Here is a 15,302-nt window from a genome sequence, read left to right on the forward strand (position 1 = left end):
CACGCAGGCGTCTTGCGGGGCGCATTCGAAGGTTCATAACAATGAATAAACGCCTGATTATTCTGGTACTGATGCTCAACTACTTTCTGTTCGGTCTGTTGCTGAACAGTGTCGGAGTGGTGATCCTGCAATCCATCAACAGCTTTGGCGTCACCAAGGAGAGCGCGGCGCTGCTGGAAGGGTTCAAGGATATTCCCATTGCAGTGGTGTCCTTTCTGGTCGCGTCCTTTCTGCCACGGCTGGGATACCGGCGTGCGATGATGATCGGCTTGGGGGTGGTATTGCTGGCCTGTCTGTCGATGCCGATTCTGAGCAGTTTCTGGGCCACCAAAATGTTGTTTCTGGCGATCGGCTCGTCGTTTGCGCTGATCAAGGTGTCGGTCTATGCCAGTATCGGGATCCTGGCGCCGGAAAAGCAGGCCCATGCGAGCCTGATGAACGCCATCGAGGGGGTGTTCATGCTGGGGGTGTTGTCCGGCTATTGGGTGTTCAGCTTCTTCATTGACTCGGATCGTCCCGAGAGTATGAACTGGCTCAATACCTATTGGTGGCTGGCGGGCATCTGTGGGTTCAACCTGGTGGTGATGGCCTTCATCCGCTTTGGTGAAGACAAGGTGCAGCCGGCCGCGGCCAACTTTGGTCAGGACTTTCTGGCGATGCTGAAGCTGACCGCCCGCCCCCTGGTGTACATTTTCGTGGCATCGGTCTTTCTGTACGTCCTGATCGAGCAGGGCATTGGCACCTGGTTGCCGACGTTCAACAATCAGGTGCTCAACCTGCCCAGCGCCATCAGCGTGCAGGTGACCAGCATTTTTGCGCTGTGCCTGGCCATCGGGCGACTGGGGGCGGGTGTGCTGCTGCGCGGTATCAACTGGTATGTGTTGCTCAGCGTCTGCGTGGTCGCCATGGGCCTGTTGGTGATTCTGACCTTGCCGCTGTCCTACAACGTGACGGTGGAACCGGATGTGGGCTGGCTCAACCTCCCGCTGGCCGCGTATATTTTTCCGCTGATCGGTCTGTTCATGGCGCCGATCTATCCGGCGCTGAGCTCGGTGGTGTTGAGCTCCCTGCCGCTGCATCAGCAATCGTCCATGGCAGGCTTGATCATCATTTTTTCGGCCCTGGGTGGAACGACCGGGTCGATGTTGACGGGCATTGTGTTTGGCCAGTTTACCGGACAGGTCGCGTTTTATATGGCACTGGTACCCATGGCTCTGATTCTGATTCTGCTCCGGGGCTTGAAGCGTGAAACCGACCGGGCCGACGCGCTGGAAGGGTAATCGCGGCTATACAAGTATCTGACCGGTACTTTAAGATGGTCCGGATGACAATCGTGCGGGGTGGGCCCGTCAGCCCACCTGTCGCTTGACCGGAAAATGACCATGTCCCGACGAAAACCTCAGGAACCTGTATCCATCGCAGACATCGCCCGCCGAGCGGGGGTGTCGGAGTCAACGGTATCCCGTGCCCTGAACAATAACCCCGCGGTGAATATCAAAACCCGCGAAAAGGTTCAGGCGCTCGCCCGGGAAATGAATTACAAGGTCAATACCGGCGCCCGGAATCTGCGCCTGCAGCGCAGCCATACCATTGCTCTGGTGATCAACGCCGAGAGCGTGGACGGGCAGACGTTCTCTGACCCGTTCATGATGGATATGATCGGTGCTATTGCGGATGAACTGAACGAGCATCAATACAGCCTGCTGTTCTCGAGCAATGCGGTATCACCGGAGGACTGGCATGCGCACCTGCTTGGCTCCCGTCGCGCCGACGGCATCATCGTGATCGGTCAGGGGCGTGATGATGCGCCGCTACGCCAGTTGCAGAAGGAAGGGGATGCGATTGTCGTCTGGGGCGCGCGCGAACCCGAAGCGAATTACTGCATCGTCGGCAGTGATAACTACATGGGGGGGCAGTTGGCCAGTCGTCACCTGATAGGGCGCGGTTGCCGGCGGATGTTATTTCTCGGAGATGTGGCGCACCCGGAAATCCAGGGGCGTTTTCAGGGGTACTTTGATGCGCTGACCGAGGCCGGACTGTCGTCCCAGGAGCACCATGTCCAGGCGGCGTTTTCCATTGAGTCCGGGTATCAGCATGTGGTTGAGTTGTTGGAGGAAGGGCTCGATTTCGATGGGATTTTTGCCGCCAGCGACAATATCGCAATGGGCGCGATCAAGGCGCTGCAGGAGAAAGGTATCCGGGTGCCCGATGACGTTGCGGTAGTGGGGTTTGATGATATCCCCATCGCCCCCTATTTCAATCCGCCTCTGACGACCGTGCGCCAGGATATTCATCGGGGCGGGAAACTGCTGGTCCAGAAAGTGATGGCGTTGGTGAAGGGGCAACCGGTGACGTCCGAAGTCTTGAAGACCGAGCTGGTGGTGCGCGCGTCGTCCTGACCGCTGAAGGTTATCCAGTGGGTATTACATCCCTGCAGTGTTTCCATCAAAAAAAAACGGCGCCGATAAGGCGCCGTTTTTTCGTCCGTTGAGTGAGCGACTTACTTCAGCTCAACACGACGGTTCTGTTCCCAAGCGCTTTCATTGCTACCCTGAACGGCTGGGCGCTCTTCACCATAGCTGACGGTTTCGATGCGGCTGGCCGGTACGCCCTGAAGAACCAGGAAGTCACGAACGGCTTTGGCGCGACGCTCGCCCAGACCCATGTTGTACTCGCGTGAACCACGCTCATCCGCATGACCTTCCAGACGAACACGGTCGCCACTTTCTTTCAGGCGCTCGGCGTGAGCTACCAGAGTGGCGCGCGCGTCGGGCTTCAGAGTGGACTTGTCGAAATCAAAGTAAAAAGTGGTGTCCAGCTCGGGCTCGGGTTCCGGTTGGGGCTCCGGTTCGGGCTCCGGCTCGGTGACGGTGGGTTCTTCAACAGGCTCTTCCTGGGTGGAAGTGGAGCTACAGCCCACGAGCAGACCTGTGGTGGCGATCAGAATCAGAAAGCTTTTCAAAAGATTGTTCATCGTTCTCTCCCAATTTGGTGAACAGAGTTACATTCCGTAAAGAGTGTCGGTGAAACGAATAGAGTCCGTGACAACACGTTCGTTCCCTACATCGATTCCTGAAACAGCGAGCAGGCCAATCGCGCTAAGCCCAGTGCCACAAGGATTGAGGAACCTGCGTCAAGATTAAGCGCTCCACGCGCCTTAGGCAAGTCCTGGCACCAAAAATTGTGGCATGGTTAACTCTTCAAAGCCTCTGGCGGGGTTTTTTTCACCCTACAGGCGGGCAAAAACCCGGCGAGCGGCACTGAGTGTCTGCTCAATATCATCCTCGGAGTGGGCCGCCGACATGAAGCCTGCCTCGTAGGAGGCGGGGGCCAGGTAGACGCCTTCTTCGAGCATGCCGTGATAGAAACGGTTGAATCGTTCCGTGTCGCAACTCATCACCTGATCGTAGCGGGTCACCTCCGGCGCATCGGTGAAGAAAAAGCCGAACATGCTGCCCCGATGGTTGGTTGTGAAGGGGATGCCGGCCTCGTCTGCGACCGCCTGCATGCCGCGGGTCAGTTGCTCGGTGCGTTCGGTGATTTGTGCATAAAGCCCCTCCTGCTCCAGAGCGCGTAAGGTGGCGACGCCTGCGGCGGTGGCTAGAGGGTTGCCCGACAGGGTGCCGGCCTGATAGACCGGTCCGGTCGGCGCTACCATTTCCATGATGTCTCGCCGACCGCCGAAGGCACCGACGGGCAGGCCGCCGCCAATCACTTTGCCCAGGGTGATGAGATCGGCCTTGACGTCAAACAGCCCCTGAGCGCCCTTGGGCCCCACTCTGAAACCGGTCATGACCTCGTCGAAGATCAGCACCGCGCCGGACTCATCGCAGACCTCGCGCAGGGTTTCCAGAAAGCCCGGTACCGGGGGAATGCAATTCATGTTGCCGGCCACGGGCTCGACAATGATGCAGGCGATTTCGCCACCGAGCTCGCGGAATACCTCGCGGACCTGCTCCGGATCGTTGTAGGTCAGGGTCATGGTGTGTTCGGCCAGCGCGCTCGGGACGCCCGGGGAGCTCGGGACGCCGAAGGTGAGGGCGCCGGAGCCGGCCTTGATCAGCAGTGAGTCGGAGTGGCCGTGGTAGCAGCCCTCGAACTTGACGATCTTGTCCCGACCAGTGAAGGCACGGGCCAGTCGAATGGCGCTCATGGTCGCTTCGGTACCGGAGTTGACCAGGCGCACCATGTCCATATTGGGAACGCGCTCACACAGCAGGTCGGCCAGCTCCGTCTCCCGGGCGGTCGGCGCGCCGAAGCTCAGTCCGTGGCGGGCCGCGTCGATGACGGCATCGGTAACCGGGGGGTAGCTGTGGCCCAGAATCATCGGCCCCCAGGACTGTACATAATCAATATAGCGCTGGCCGTCCGCGTCCCAGAAGTAGGCCCCTTCGGCCCGCTCGACGAACCGGGGCGTGCCTCCGACGGCCTTGAAGGCGCGCACCGGAGAGTTGACCCCTCCGGGGATGTGTTTCTGGGCCAGTCTGAACAGCTCTTCGGATCGACTCATAATGCGGTTTCCTCTCTACAGCAGGGTAGGGTTAGATAGGTGCGCGCCCGGCGTTCTATATCCGGTGCGCTGAACAGGTCGTGGCTGACCGCCAGCCAGTCGGCGCCCGCTGCCAGCAGTGCGGCGCCGTTTTCCAGAGTGATGCCTCCAATGGCCACAATAGGCAGGCCAACCGCCGCGCGCGCCCGGGTCAGTAAGTCGGCGGGCGCGGGCGGGGCATCGGGTTTGGTTCGGGACGGGAAAAATCGCCCGAACGCCACGTAGCTGGCGCCGGCGCGCTTGGCGTGCTGCGCCAATGCGATGGAGTCGTGGCAGGTGACGCCGATGATCGCCCTGGAGCCTAAACGTTGCCGGGCTTCGGCGGGATCACCGTCGGTTTGACCGAGGTGCACTCCGTCCGCCTGTACCCTGAGGGCCAGCGCGGGGTCATCATTGATGATCAGACGGGCGCCGTGCTCCAGACACAGGGCGCGCAGTGCAGTGGCCTCCCGGAGGCGCCGGGCCTGATCGCCGGATTTATCCCGATATTGCAGCCATCGAACCCCGCCGCGCAACGCCGCTTCGGCGGCCGGGAGCAGTCGCTCCGCCAGGGCGGCGGTATCGGCAATAGCGTACAGGGGGTGCAAGGGCATAACGGCTCCACAGCGTGAGCGGAGCAGTTTACCGGCAAATGGCGTCGGGGCAAAATGGCGACGTGCCAGGGCGCGCGCCGGTGCTCAACAGCCGCCGCCGGGCCCCCGATTGCCGCTCTGATTGCGGTCGGCCCAGAACAGTCGATTGGGAATGCTGTGTCCCATCCCGAGGCGCCGGCTGGCGGCGAGCGCGTGCCAGGTGAAATTCTGGCCCTGCTCCACCGCATCCAGCAGCCGCAAGCCGTGGGCGAGATAAGCGCTGATACTGGCCGAGAGCGTGGCGCCACCACCATGGCTCAAAACGTTCAGACGCTCCCAGCGGTATTCCCGCACGAGTCCCTTTTTGTTGTACAGCCGGTTTTCGTGGTGGGTCTGGGTCCGGCGGGAGCCGGTAATCAGGGTGTACTCCCCGCCATACTCCAGGATTTCCTGCGCGCAGGCGTCCAGGGTGTCGCCCTGCTGGGCGAGTTCGTAGGCTTCCACCAGGTCCGGGGTGGCCAGGGTGCTCAAAGGCAGCAGCAGGCTTTTGGTTGCGTCCCGGAGCGCCTCGGCCTCGGCTGCGGGGCCGTCGCCCAACTGGGTGACGGGTTCCAGTACCACGGGCAGATGAGGGTAGTCTTGCAGAATGGTGTGAATGGCTTCGACATGGCTGACCTGGCCGAGGAAGCCCAGCTTGACCGCCTTGACCGGCAGGTCCTCCAGAACCGCTCTGACCTGCTCAATCAGAAAGCTGGTGGGAATGCTCCGAATGTCCTTCACATCCCGGGTGTCCCGCGCACAGAGCGCGGTTATGACGGAAGTGCAATGGCAGCCGAGGCTGGCGCAGGTTTCGATGTCTGCCTGGATGCCGGTGCAGCCGGAGGGGTCGTGGCTGGCCAGTGCCAGCACGATCGGCACCTGCTCATCTATCGGCGTCATACGGGTCCTCCTGGTACAGGCCCCCGCCCGACATTCAGTGCAATGGCTTGACCACAGCGAGGATCACAATGCCGATCAGCAGGAGCACGGGAAACTCATTGAACCAGCGAAAGAACACATGGCCACGCTGGCAGCGGTCATCCCGGAACTGCTTGATGAACTGACCGCAGATAAAATGATAGACCACCAGAACCGCAACGAGTGTCATTTTTATCCAATACCAGAGGCTGTGGGCATAATAATCCCAGTTGCCGCTGCTGAGCCACAGCCCTAAAGCCACGGTAGCAATCAGGCTGGGCGTGCCAATGCCCCGATACAGCTTGCGCTCCATGATCTTGAAGCGATCGCGACTGATCTGGTCGGTGCTCATGGCGTGGTAGACAAACAGTCGCGGCAGATAGAACAGCGCCGCAAACCAGCAGATGATGGCGATCAGGTGAAAAGCTTTGACCCAGAGCATAGTGCGTTCCGTTGTCGGTTGGTGATCGGTAGCTCAATGTCCGGCTTTTACAGCCGGTAATAAGACTCCAGTTGCTCCCGGGTGACCAGCCCGGTGATGCCGCCGCCGGGGGCCGGAATGTACAGGGCATCCACCTGGGACTGGTTGAGAGCCTGCCAGGCCTCATACAGGTTGGCCAGGGGCGAGATGGCGATCATCTCCACCCGTCTGCCCGGAATGGCCAGAAGGTCCAGATATTCGCCTGCCTCGGGTTCGTCCGCCGTGGGCGCCGTGTCCGTGTCGGCTTCCAGTGTTTCCAGGTGCTGAGCCAGCGAGGCCGGCTCGAGCAACAGGTTCTTGTCGGGGAGAACAATCCACTCGGGCTTTTGCTTCAGCAGCTCACGTGCCTCGCGTCGGGTGATCTCTCTCTGGGCCAGACTGAAGCGACGATGCATCAGGCTGCGCACGCCGGTACGGCTCAGCAGTTGCTGCATCAGCTTGGGACGATTGCTTTTGCCCTCCTGCTCCAGCAGGGTGGCAAAGAGCCCGTCGCAGCGAAACAGCCAGCGGGTGGACAGACTGGCCACCACGACCACCAGCATCCCGGGAAACAGGATGCCGGGATTGTAAGTCAGTTCCAGTATGGCAATGATCGCGGCCAGGGGCGCGTTGATGACCGCCGCCATCATGGCGCTCATCCCGACAATGGCGTAAACCCCAGGTTCGCTGACCGTGACCGGGAGCATGGCGGCAAAATACCCAGCGGCTCCGCCGAGGCAGGCGCCCATGACCAGCGAGGGGCCGATGACGCCGCCGGGTACCCCCAGGCCGAGCACCAGAGCGGTGATTACCAGCTTGGCGATCAGGACCAGGGCAAGGGAGGGGCCGATCAGCTCCCCGGTGAGTGCGCCGTCAATGGTGTCGTAGCCCATGCCCATCACCTCGGGAATCCACAGGCCTCCCAGGCCGGCAACCAGCCCGGCGAGTGGAATCCGAAGCCACAGGGGCCAGCGGCTGGTGTGGCGGGCGCAGCCGCTGTGCAGTTTGATATAAGTGGCAGCGGCCAGGGCAATAATGACCCCCATGGCCGCCATGATGGGCAGTTCACTGAGGTGGCCGGTCAGCTGCTGGCCATCCATGAAGACAATATCGGGCCCGAAAGCCAGTTGGGTCAATGTGGTCCCGGCAACGGCCGCCAGAATGACCGGGATAAAGCCGGCGATGGTGTACTCCATGAGAACCACCTCCATGGCGAATATGACTCCCGCCATCGGAGTATTGAACGAGGCGGCGATGGCGGCGGCCACGCCGCAAGCCACCAGGGGGCGCAGGCTGTTGTTTGGCAGGTGCAGCCACTGACCCAGCTTGCTGGCGCTGGCCGCGCCCAGATGCACAGCGGGGCCCTCCCGCCCGGCGGAGTGACCACTCAGCAGGGCCAGGGCACCGCCGATGAACTGAACCCCGGCGTTGCGAAACGACAGATACCCCTGATGGTTGTGCAGCCGGTCAAGCACATGTCCCACGCCGGTGGCTCGGGAGGGTGCCCTGACTGCATAAAGCAGGGCCAGAAGTCCAAGGGCGCCGGCCAGGGGGAGCAGAAAGCGGAACAGGGCGGGAAGGCCTTCGAAATTTTCGCCGTGGCCTGGTAGCAGGTGCCCAAGGCTACCTTCCACCAGCAGGCGAAATCCGATGATCACCGAGCCGGCGAGAATGCCGCTGGCCAGCCCCAGCAAGGTCAACTGGGGCAGCGCGTCGACATGAGCCAGACGGTTGCGCCAGCGCTCGGCCGCCTGTCGGCGGCGTTGGCGAAGGCGCTCAAAGGGCGGTGGCTCGGTGGGCATCAGACTCCTCAGGTGTCGGGCGACTTTCGATTTGGCGTTAAGGTCCGTATTATAGGCCGTTTAAACCCCGGGGAGCCAAGCGGTATCCTGAATGGGCGTATGGGCAGAAGAGAGGTTGACGAGTGATTAACGTAGGTATTGTAGGCGGTACCGGCTATACCGGAGTTGAGCTGCTGCGCTTGCTGGTCAAGCACCCTGAAGTAACGGTAGCGGTGATTACCTCCCGTGCCGAGGCCGGGATTGCGGTGGCCGATCTCTATCCGAATCTGCGCGGGCATACGGATCTGCGTTTTTCCGAGCCGGACGTCAAGCGTCTGGGCGAGTGCGACGTGGTTTTTTTCGCCACGCCTCACGGGGTGGCCCAGAACCTAATGCCCGCACTGCTGGAAACCAATACCCGAGTGGTGGACCTGTCGGCGGACTTCCGTCTGCGGGATACCGAGCGCTGGGGCCAGTGGTACGGTCAGGCTCACGGCTGCCCGGAATTGGTGGCCGAGGCGGTGTATGGCCTGCCAGAGGTGAATCGTGACGCCATCCGTCAGGCTCGCCTGGTGGCCTGCCCGGGCTGCTATCCCACTGCGGCCCAACTGGGGTTTCTGCCCCTCCTGGAGCAGGGGTTGGTGGCCACCGACAACTTGATCGTCAGTGCCGCCAGCGGCGCTACCGGTGCGGGGCGTCAGGCCAAGGTGGATACGCTCTTGACCGAGGTCAGTGACAGCTTCAAGGCCTACGCCGCCGGAGGCCATCGCCATCTGCCGGAGATCGAACAGGGACTTCACGACATCCAGGGCGGCCGTGGCGAACCGGCTCGCGTGACCTTCGTGCCGCACCTGCTGCCGATGATCCGGGGCATTCACGCCACGCTGTACAGCCGAGCTTTGTCACCGGATCAGCTGCCGGATCTGCAGGCCCTGTACGAGCAGCGCTTTGCCAATGAGCCCTTTGTCGATGTGATGCCCGCCGGCGAGCACCCGCAAACCCGCTCGGTGAAAGGGTCCAATGTATGCCGTATTTCCGTTTTTCGCCCCCAGGATCGTGATACCCTCGTCGTCCTTTCGGTGATCGATAACCTGACCAAGGGGGCATCGGGGCAGGCGGTCCAGAATATGAATATTATGTTTGGCTTTGAGGAAACACTGGGGCTGGATCTGGTAGCGCTGCTGCCCTGATCGCCCGTTATTCCAACGAGTTTTCTCCAGAGTGGATTGACGTTCTATGGCGCAAGTAAAAGGCAGCAAGCAGTATCGCATGGTCGTGGTTCCCTACCGGCCGGTGAGGCGGGTGCTTCTGGCGCTGGTGCTTTTGCTGCTCGTGGGTCTGGCGGTGGCCGGGAGCTTTTACGGCGGCCATCACCTGGGGGTGACCCAGCAGGCTGATGCGGTTGCCGAGCGCAACCGCTTGCGCAAAGAAGTCGCCAGCCTGACCCGTGAGGCCGAACAGTTGCGCCAACAGGTGGCCAATCTGCGCCTGGGGTCAGAGGTGGATCAGCAGGCCAGCGAAGAAATGCGCAACCAGGTCATCGCACTCAAGGAAGAAATAACGGCACTGGAGGAGGACATCACCTTCTACCGCGGACTGATGTCGCCCAGTGCCAACAACAGCGGGTTGACCATCGGGTCGCTCAACGTGCTGGCGACGGGTATACCACGGCAGTTCGAGTACAAGCTGGTGGTTCAGCAGTTGGCGACAGACCACCAGGTGCTCAGTGGCTATCTGAATTTCAATATTGTTGGGCGACGTAACGAGACTATGGAGACCCTGTCGCTCCATCTGCTCTCCGATCAGGTTGAGTCGGAGGATATTCGCCTCCGGTTCCGGTATTTTCAGAACATTGAAGGCCGACTGACGCTTCCGGAGGGGTTCGAGCCGGAACGTATCGAGTTGGTTGCACGATCGACCGGGCGTGACCCGGAAACCGTTGAAAAGAAATTCGGCTGGTTGGTGCAGGAGCTTTAACTTAATAGGTCGTTTATGTGGGGTAAAAAAGGCAACGCTATGGCATTTTCAAACAATCACACTCTGATTTCGCGCGGTACCAAGGTTGTCGGCGACCTGCACTTTACTGGTGATCTGCAGATCGAAGGTACGGTCGAGGGTAATATCATCGCCGACAGCGGCAATGACGCCAAGTTGGTGGTCGCCGAGAAGGGCTCGGTCCAAGGGGAAATCCGGGTGCCCATGGTTATCATCAATGGCAATGTGACCGGCAATGTATTTTCCAGCAAACACGTTGAGCTCGCCGCCAAGGCGGTTGTGGAAGGCAATGTACACTACCAGTTGATCGAAATGATCAAAGGGGCGCAGGTCAACGGCAGCCTGGTCTACAGCGGGGCTGCCGGCACCAAGAAACTGTCTGGCCCGGAATCGGCGGATGAGCCCGAGGCTGACGTGAAAGCGGTCGCCAATACTTGACTAAAACGCTCAGGTAAAGCGTATAATGCGTGAATGAGTCACGATTGGAGTCTTTGATGTCTGCGCCAGAAGTATTTGTTCCCGGTGCCGTGCTGGAGGTAAGTCCCAGCGCTGTCGCCAAAGTGCGAAGCCTCGTGGAGGAGGAGGGCAACCCTGACCTCAAGCTCCGCGTTTACATTACCGGGGGTGGTTGCTCCGGTTTTCAGTACGGCTTTGCCTTTGACGAAGTGGCCGCAGAGGACGATGCGGTGGTTGAGCAAGAGGGCGTCAAAGTGCTGGTCGATGCCATGAGCTACCCCTATCTGATGGGTGCCAGGGTGGATTACCGTGAGGATCTGCAGGGGGCGAAGTTCGTGGTTGAAAACCCCAATGCGGCCAGCACCTGTGGCTGCGGGTCTTCGTTCTCTATCTGATATCGGCTGACGGCCGCCCCGGATAGACCGCGCCCAGTACCTGGGGGCTGTCTGCGCCAGTGACCGAGGGGAGGTTGCCGCTGAGCCCTCTCAGGTTCTGCCGGGCAAGCCACGCAAACGCCACGCCTTCCACCCAGTCCGGAGATAGCCCCAATGCGCTGGTGTCCGAGATCACACAATCGGGCAGCAGCGCTTTCAGCGCCTCCTGCAGGCGTCGGTTATGGGCGCCACCACCGCACAGATAAACCTCTCGACGAGCGTTCCCGGCGGAAAGTCCGTCAATGCTGGCCGCAATCCCCTGGGCGGTAAGCATCAGCAGCGTTGCCTGAACGTCTTCGGCCCGGATCGGCCCGGGCATCCCTTCCAGACAGTCATCCAGCCATCCCAGATGGAAGGTCTCCGGCCCTGTGCTTTTGGGTGGAGGTAGCCGAAAATAGGGGTGCTCCAGCAAACGTGACAGCAGCGTTCCCTGAATCTGTCCCTGGGCCGCCCATTGCCCGCCCTCATCAAACGCTTTGCCAAGGCTGCTCTGAATCCAGGCGTCCATCAGATTGTTGCCGGGCCCGGTGTCAAACCCGAGCACGGTCCCGTGGGCGGGCAGCCATGTCAGGTTGGCAACGCCTCCGACATTGACGATGGCGCGGTCCGCCTCTGGGGTATGAAACAGTGTCTGATGCAGCGCCGGCACCAACGGAGCGCCCTGGCCCCCGGCCGCCATGTCCCGGCGCCGAAAGTCGGCAACGGTGGTAATGCCTGTCAAATGGGCAATGAGGTTGGGGTCCGCGACCTGCAGGGTGAAGGCGTTCGAGGCGGTGGTGCCCTCTGGCGGGCGGTGCCTCAGGGTCTGGCCATGGCTTCCGATGGCGGAGACCCGGGTCGGGTCAATACCGGTCTGAGAGAGCAGTTCAAGTGCCGCTTGGGCAAATGCCCGTCCCAACTGTTGATCCAGAGCGCCCATGCGGTCAATTTCGCTATCGCCGGGCTGGGCCAGTTCGTGAATCGCGGCCCGGGTGTCAGGGGGGAGTGGTGAACTATGGTGAGCCAGCAGCTTCAGGGGTGGCTGGCTGAAATCCACCAGCACCGCATCAATGGCGTCGGCGCTGGTGCCGGACATCAGGCCGATGTAGAGCTCGGCGTCCGCCATCAGTTCACGCGTAGTTCGTTGCCGACGCTGGCCAGCTGGGTCTCGCGATGGTATTGCTCCAGCTCGGCCATGATTGGCTGGACCTGGGATTTGAAGCGCGCGAGTTCTGACGAGGGAACAGACTCTGCCTGAGGCAGCTCGACCGTAACCGGATTGCGTACCGAGCCGTTGACGTAGAATTCGTAGTGCAGATGGGGGCCGGTGGCCAGGCCGGTAGAGCCGACGTAGCCGATGATCTGCCCCTGTTTTACCCGAACGCCCGAACGGATATTGCGGTGGAAGGCGTTCAGGTGTGCATAAAGGGTTTCGTAAGTCTGACCGTGTTGAATGATCACCGTATTGCCATAGCCACCCTTGCGGCCTGCCAGCCTGATGCGGCCGTCACCGGACGCCTTGACGGGCGTACCCCGGGGGGCGGCATAGTCGGTACCTTTATGGGCCCGAATGGTGTTGAGTACTGGGTGGCGCCGGTTTGGATTGAAAGGTGAGCTGATGCGCGTGAACTCAACCGGCGTACGCAAAAACGCCCGGCGCATGCTCCGGCCTTCGGGCGTGAAGTAATTCGCGTCGCCTTCGGCACTGACGTAACGCACCGCCCGGAAGGTCTTGCCCCGGTTGGTGAACTCGGCGGCGAGAATGGGGCCGTTGCCGATCTTCTCCCCGTCGAGGAAATGCTCCTCGAACAGGACGCTGAAGGTGTCGCCGCGGCGGATGTCCAGGATGAAGTCGATATCCCAACCAAAAATGCCGGCCAGCTCCATGGTCAGGTTGTCCGTCATTCCCGCCCGTTGACCGGCGAGAAACAGGGAGCTGTCAATGGTGGCGCGCCGGTAGGCAATCTGTACATCCGGAGTGCGTTCAAGCTCTTCGGAAGCGAAAGCGTCGTCTTGACGAGCGAAGCGAAGGCTCCGCAGTTGGTCGCGCTGATAAACCAGCTCTTCCAGCTCGCCCTCGGGGGTCAGGCCAAAGGTGATTTCGTTGCCCGGCATGATCCGGCGCAGGGCCCGGGCTTCGGGTGCCTGATCGATCAGCTCATAGAGGTCCCGGTCACTCAGACCGGCCCGCTTGAACAGTACGGACAGGCTGTCGCCGGACTTAACGGTGAAGGTGGTGTAAGTGAGCGTCTCGGGTTCTGGCTCGGGCTCAGGTGCCTGAGGCTGGGGGCTGTTTTCCGCCGCCTCAAACGGTGGCTGGGCCTCCAGAGAGGTCGGCTCAAGCTCGAGGACCTGACCCGTGTCCGGCAGTTTCAGCGCAATAGGCTGGCTTTGCCGCGAAGAGCTGGTGCCCTCCGAGGATGAGAAGGCCAAAAGCAGGGAAAGCCCCAATACCAGTGAGCCGGCGGCAATCACGTGCCCCCGTGGGTATTGGCGCAAAAGGGCCGCTATCGGCTTTTTGTTCGTGTTTTCAGAGGGTTCCATGGAAAACTTAAACCCGTTATGCAAGTGTGGCTGTTAGCATCAGTTATAACAGAAAACCGGTGTAATAGCACCCAGTAAAGTGATGAGCCGTTCCCGGTTCAGCCAAAATACGGCCCGCGCCCTTGTTTTTGTGCACGGATTCGGTATCTTGACAGCCCTTTTTCGGTGGCCCTCGGGGCCTGTCCTGTTCAAACATTCAGAGATGGTAGCAATGGCAGCAGTCGATCCCGGTTTGCTTCAAGACCTCCAGAGTCGCGGTTTGGTTTCCCAGACGTCGGGAGGAGACGCCCTCAAGGAGTATCTGGCAGGCGGCAGTCGGACCCTATATAGCGGCTTTGACCCCACGGCGGACAGCCTGCACATAGGCCACTTGGTGCCATTGCTGGCTCTGAAGCGTTTTCAGCGCGCGGGCCACAAGCCGATTGCCCTGGTCGGAGGCGCGACCGGCCTGGTGGGAGACCCAAGCTTCAAGGCCCAGGAGCGCAAGCTGAATACACCGGATGTGGTGGCTCAGTGGGCGGACAAGCTCAAGGGGCAGGTGAGCCGGTTTATCGACTTTGATTGCGGCGAGATCTCGGCCGAAGTGGTGAATAACCTCGACTGGGTGGGTCAGATGAGTGTGCTCGACTTCCTTCGGGATGTGGGTAAGCACTTTGCGGTCAACAATATGATCTCCAAAGAGTCGGTGCGCCAGCGCATCGAGCGGGAAGGGGAGGGGATCTCTTTTACCGAGTTCACCTATATGTTGCTTCAGTCCCTGGACTTTGCAGAGCTCTATCATCGGTACAACTGTACCCTGCAGATAGGGGGCAGCGACCAGTGGGGCAATATCACGGGCGGGATCGATCTCACGCGGCGTCTATATAGTGGCCAGGTCTACGGTCTGACCATGCCGCTTGTGACCAAAGCCGATGGCACCAAGTTCGGCAAGACCGAAAGTGGCACGATCTGGCTGGATCCCGCCAAGACGTCTCCTTATGCCTTCTATCAATTCTGGCTGGGAACGGCGGATGCGGACGTCTACAAGTTCCTGCGCTACTTTACCTTCCTGTCTCTGGAGGATATCGAGCGCATTGAGAATGAGGATCGGGAGCGCCAGGGGCGTCCTGAGGCTCAGCGCGTTCTGGCCGAAGAGATGACGGCCCTTATTCACGGGGACGAAGGGCTTGAGGCCGCTCGCCGAATTACCCAGGCGCTGTTCAGTCACGACCTGGGTTCTCTGGGCGAGGCGGATCTGGAGCAGCTGAAGCTGGATGGTCTGCCGTTCTCGGTATTGAGTCGCGCGGCCCTGGCGGATGAACCGCTGACCCAGTTGCTGGTTGACGCGGGTATGGCGACCTCGGGCAAGCAGGTGAAAGATGCGCTCGGTCGCAATGCGGTGGTCATCAATGGCCGGGAGTGTGGTGCCGACGATAACCTCAATACCTCGGCGTGCTTTGCGGAAGACGCGGCCATGTTTGGTCGCTTCTATATGTGCCGTCTGGGTAAGAAGAAATACCACCTGTTTGAGGTCCGTTAAGGCCCCCTCCGGGGTGTGCGAAAAAACTTTCAAAAAGTACTTGCGCGCCCCGGATC

15 protein-coding genes are annotated in these 15,302 nt (G+C 60.7%); 7 read left to right on the forward strand and 8 right to left on the reverse strand.

The window, feature by feature from the left end:
- Positions 1-41: 41 nt before the first annotated feature.
- Positions 42-1,280, forward strand: a complete 1,239-nt coding sequence (locus N645_RS0115660) for a sugar MFS transporter (RefSeq protein WP_024462457.1) — start codon at positions 42-44, stop codon at positions 1,278-1,280.
- 102 nt (positions 1,281-1,382) lie between these two features.
- Positions 1,383-2,399, forward strand: coding sequence for a LacI family DNA-binding transcriptional regulator (locus tag N645_RS0115665; RefSeq protein WP_024462458.1), 1,017 nt, complete (start codon positions 1,383-1,385; stop codon positions 2,397-2,399).
- 101 nt (positions 2,400-2,500) lie between these two features.
- Here N645_RS0115665 and pal read toward each other — a convergent pair whose 3' ends face one another.
- The 6 genes from pal to N645_RS0115695 form a co-directional block, all read right to left on the reverse strand.
- On the reverse strand, positions 2,501-2,974 hold the full coding sequence (gene pal, locus N645_RS0115670; protein ID WP_024462459.1) for a peptidoglycan-associated lipoprotein Pal: 474 nt from the start codon (positions 2,972-2,974) through the stop codon (positions 2,501-2,503).
- Between the two features lie 255 nt (positions 2,975-3,229).
- Entirely contained in the window at positions 3,230-4,510 is a 1,281-nt protein-coding gene (gene hemL, locus N645_RS0115675) for a glutamate-1-semialdehyde 2,1-aminomutase (RefSeq protein ID WP_024462460.1), read from the reverse strand.
- Complete coding sequence (gene thiE, locus N645_RS0115680; RefSeq protein ID WP_024462461.1) at positions 4,507-5,142, reverse strand: thiamine phosphate synthase; 636 nt, start codon at positions 5,140-5,142, stop codon at positions 4,507-4,509. Before thiE ends, hemL begins: the two co-directional genes overlap by 4 nt.
- 84 nt (positions 5,143-5,226) lie before the next feature.
- Positions 5,227-6,060 (reverse strand): hydroxymethylpyrimidine/phosphomethylpyrimidine kinase, encoded by an 834-nt coding sequence (locus N645_RS0115685; protein ID WP_051174483.1) that lies wholly within the window; start codon positions 6,058-6,060, stop codon positions 5,227-5,229.
- A gap of 34 nt (positions 6,061-6,094) precedes the next feature.
- Positions 6,095-6,520 carry a protoporphyrinogen oxidase HemJ gene (hemJ, locus tag N645_RS0115690; RefSeq protein WP_024462463.1) on the reverse strand — a complete coding sequence of 142 codons (426 nt, stop codon included), beginning with the start codon at positions 6,518-6,520 and terminating at the stop codon, positions 6,095-6,097.
- Positions 6,521-6,567: 47 nt separating this feature from the next.
- Positions 6,568-8,340, reverse strand: coding sequence for a chloride channel protein (locus N645_RS0115695; protein WP_024462464.1), 1,773 nt, complete (start codon positions 8,338-8,340; stop codon positions 6,568-6,570).
- 122 nt (positions 8,341-8,462) lie between these two features.
- Here N645_RS0115695 and argC point away from each other — a divergent pair, with 122 nt between their 5' ends.
- From argC to erpA, 4 genes are read left to right on the forward strand one after another with little or no spacing between them, the layout of a single operon-like run.
- Complete coding sequence (argC, locus tag N645_RS0115700) at positions 8,463-9,509, forward strand: N-acetyl-gamma-glutamyl-phosphate reductase (protein ID WP_024462465.1); 1,047 nt, start codon at positions 8,463-8,465, stop codon at positions 9,507-9,509.
- 46 nt (positions 9,510-9,555) lie between these two features.
- Positions 9,556-10,296: a DUF6776 family protein gene (locus N645_RS0115705; RefSeq protein WP_024462466.1), complete on the forward strand. Its 741-nt coding sequence runs from the start codon at positions 9,556-9,558 to the stop codon at positions 10,294-10,296.
- Positions 10,297-10,335: 39 nt separating this feature from the next.
- Positions 10,336-10,752, forward strand: a complete 417-nt coding sequence (locus N645_RS0115710) for a polymer-forming cytoskeletal protein (protein ID WP_024462467.1) — start codon at positions 10,336-10,338, stop codon at positions 10,750-10,752.
- Between the two features lie 56 nt (positions 10,753-10,808).
- Entirely contained in the window at positions 10,809-11,165 is a 357-nt protein-coding gene (gene erpA, locus N645_RS0115715) for an iron-sulfur cluster insertion protein ErpA (RefSeq protein ID WP_024462468.1), read from the forward strand.
- On the opposite strand, the gene N645_RS0115720 is transcribed toward erpA, so the two are convergent.
- The gene (locus N645_RS0115720) at positions 11,158-12,309 is read right to left on the reverse strand and encodes an anhydro-N-acetylmuramic acid kinase (RefSeq protein ID WP_024462469.1); all 1,152 of its coding nucleotides are present in this window, start codon (positions 12,307-12,309) and stop codon (positions 11,158-11,160) included. The genes erpA and N645_RS0115720 overlap by 8 nt on opposite strands.
- Positions 12,309-13,682 carry a peptidoglycan DD-metalloendopeptidase family protein gene (locus N645_RS0115725; protein ID WP_238559274.1) on the reverse strand — a complete coding sequence of 458 codons (1,374 nt, stop codon included), beginning with the start codon at positions 13,680-13,682 and terminating at the stop codon, positions 12,309-12,311. Before N645_RS0115725 ends, N645_RS0115720 begins: the two co-directional genes overlap by 1 nt.
- 256 nt (positions 13,683-13,938) lie before the next feature.
- On the opposite strand from N645_RS0115725, the gene tyrS reads away from it, so the two are divergent.
- The gene (gene tyrS / locus N645_RS0115730; protein ID WP_024462471.1) at positions 13,939-15,246 is read left to right on the forward strand and encodes a tyrosine--tRNA ligase; all 1,308 of its coding nucleotides are present in this window, start codon (positions 13,939-13,941) and stop codon (positions 15,244-15,246) included.
- Positions 15,247-15,302 lie beyond the last annotated feature (56 nt).

The sequence above is a fragment of the Marinimicrobium sp. LS-A18 genome (genome assembly GCF_000463525.1).
Lineage (GTDB): Bacteria > Pseudomonadota > Gammaproteobacteria > Pseudomonadales > Cellvibrionaceae > Marinimicrobium > Marinimicrobium koreense.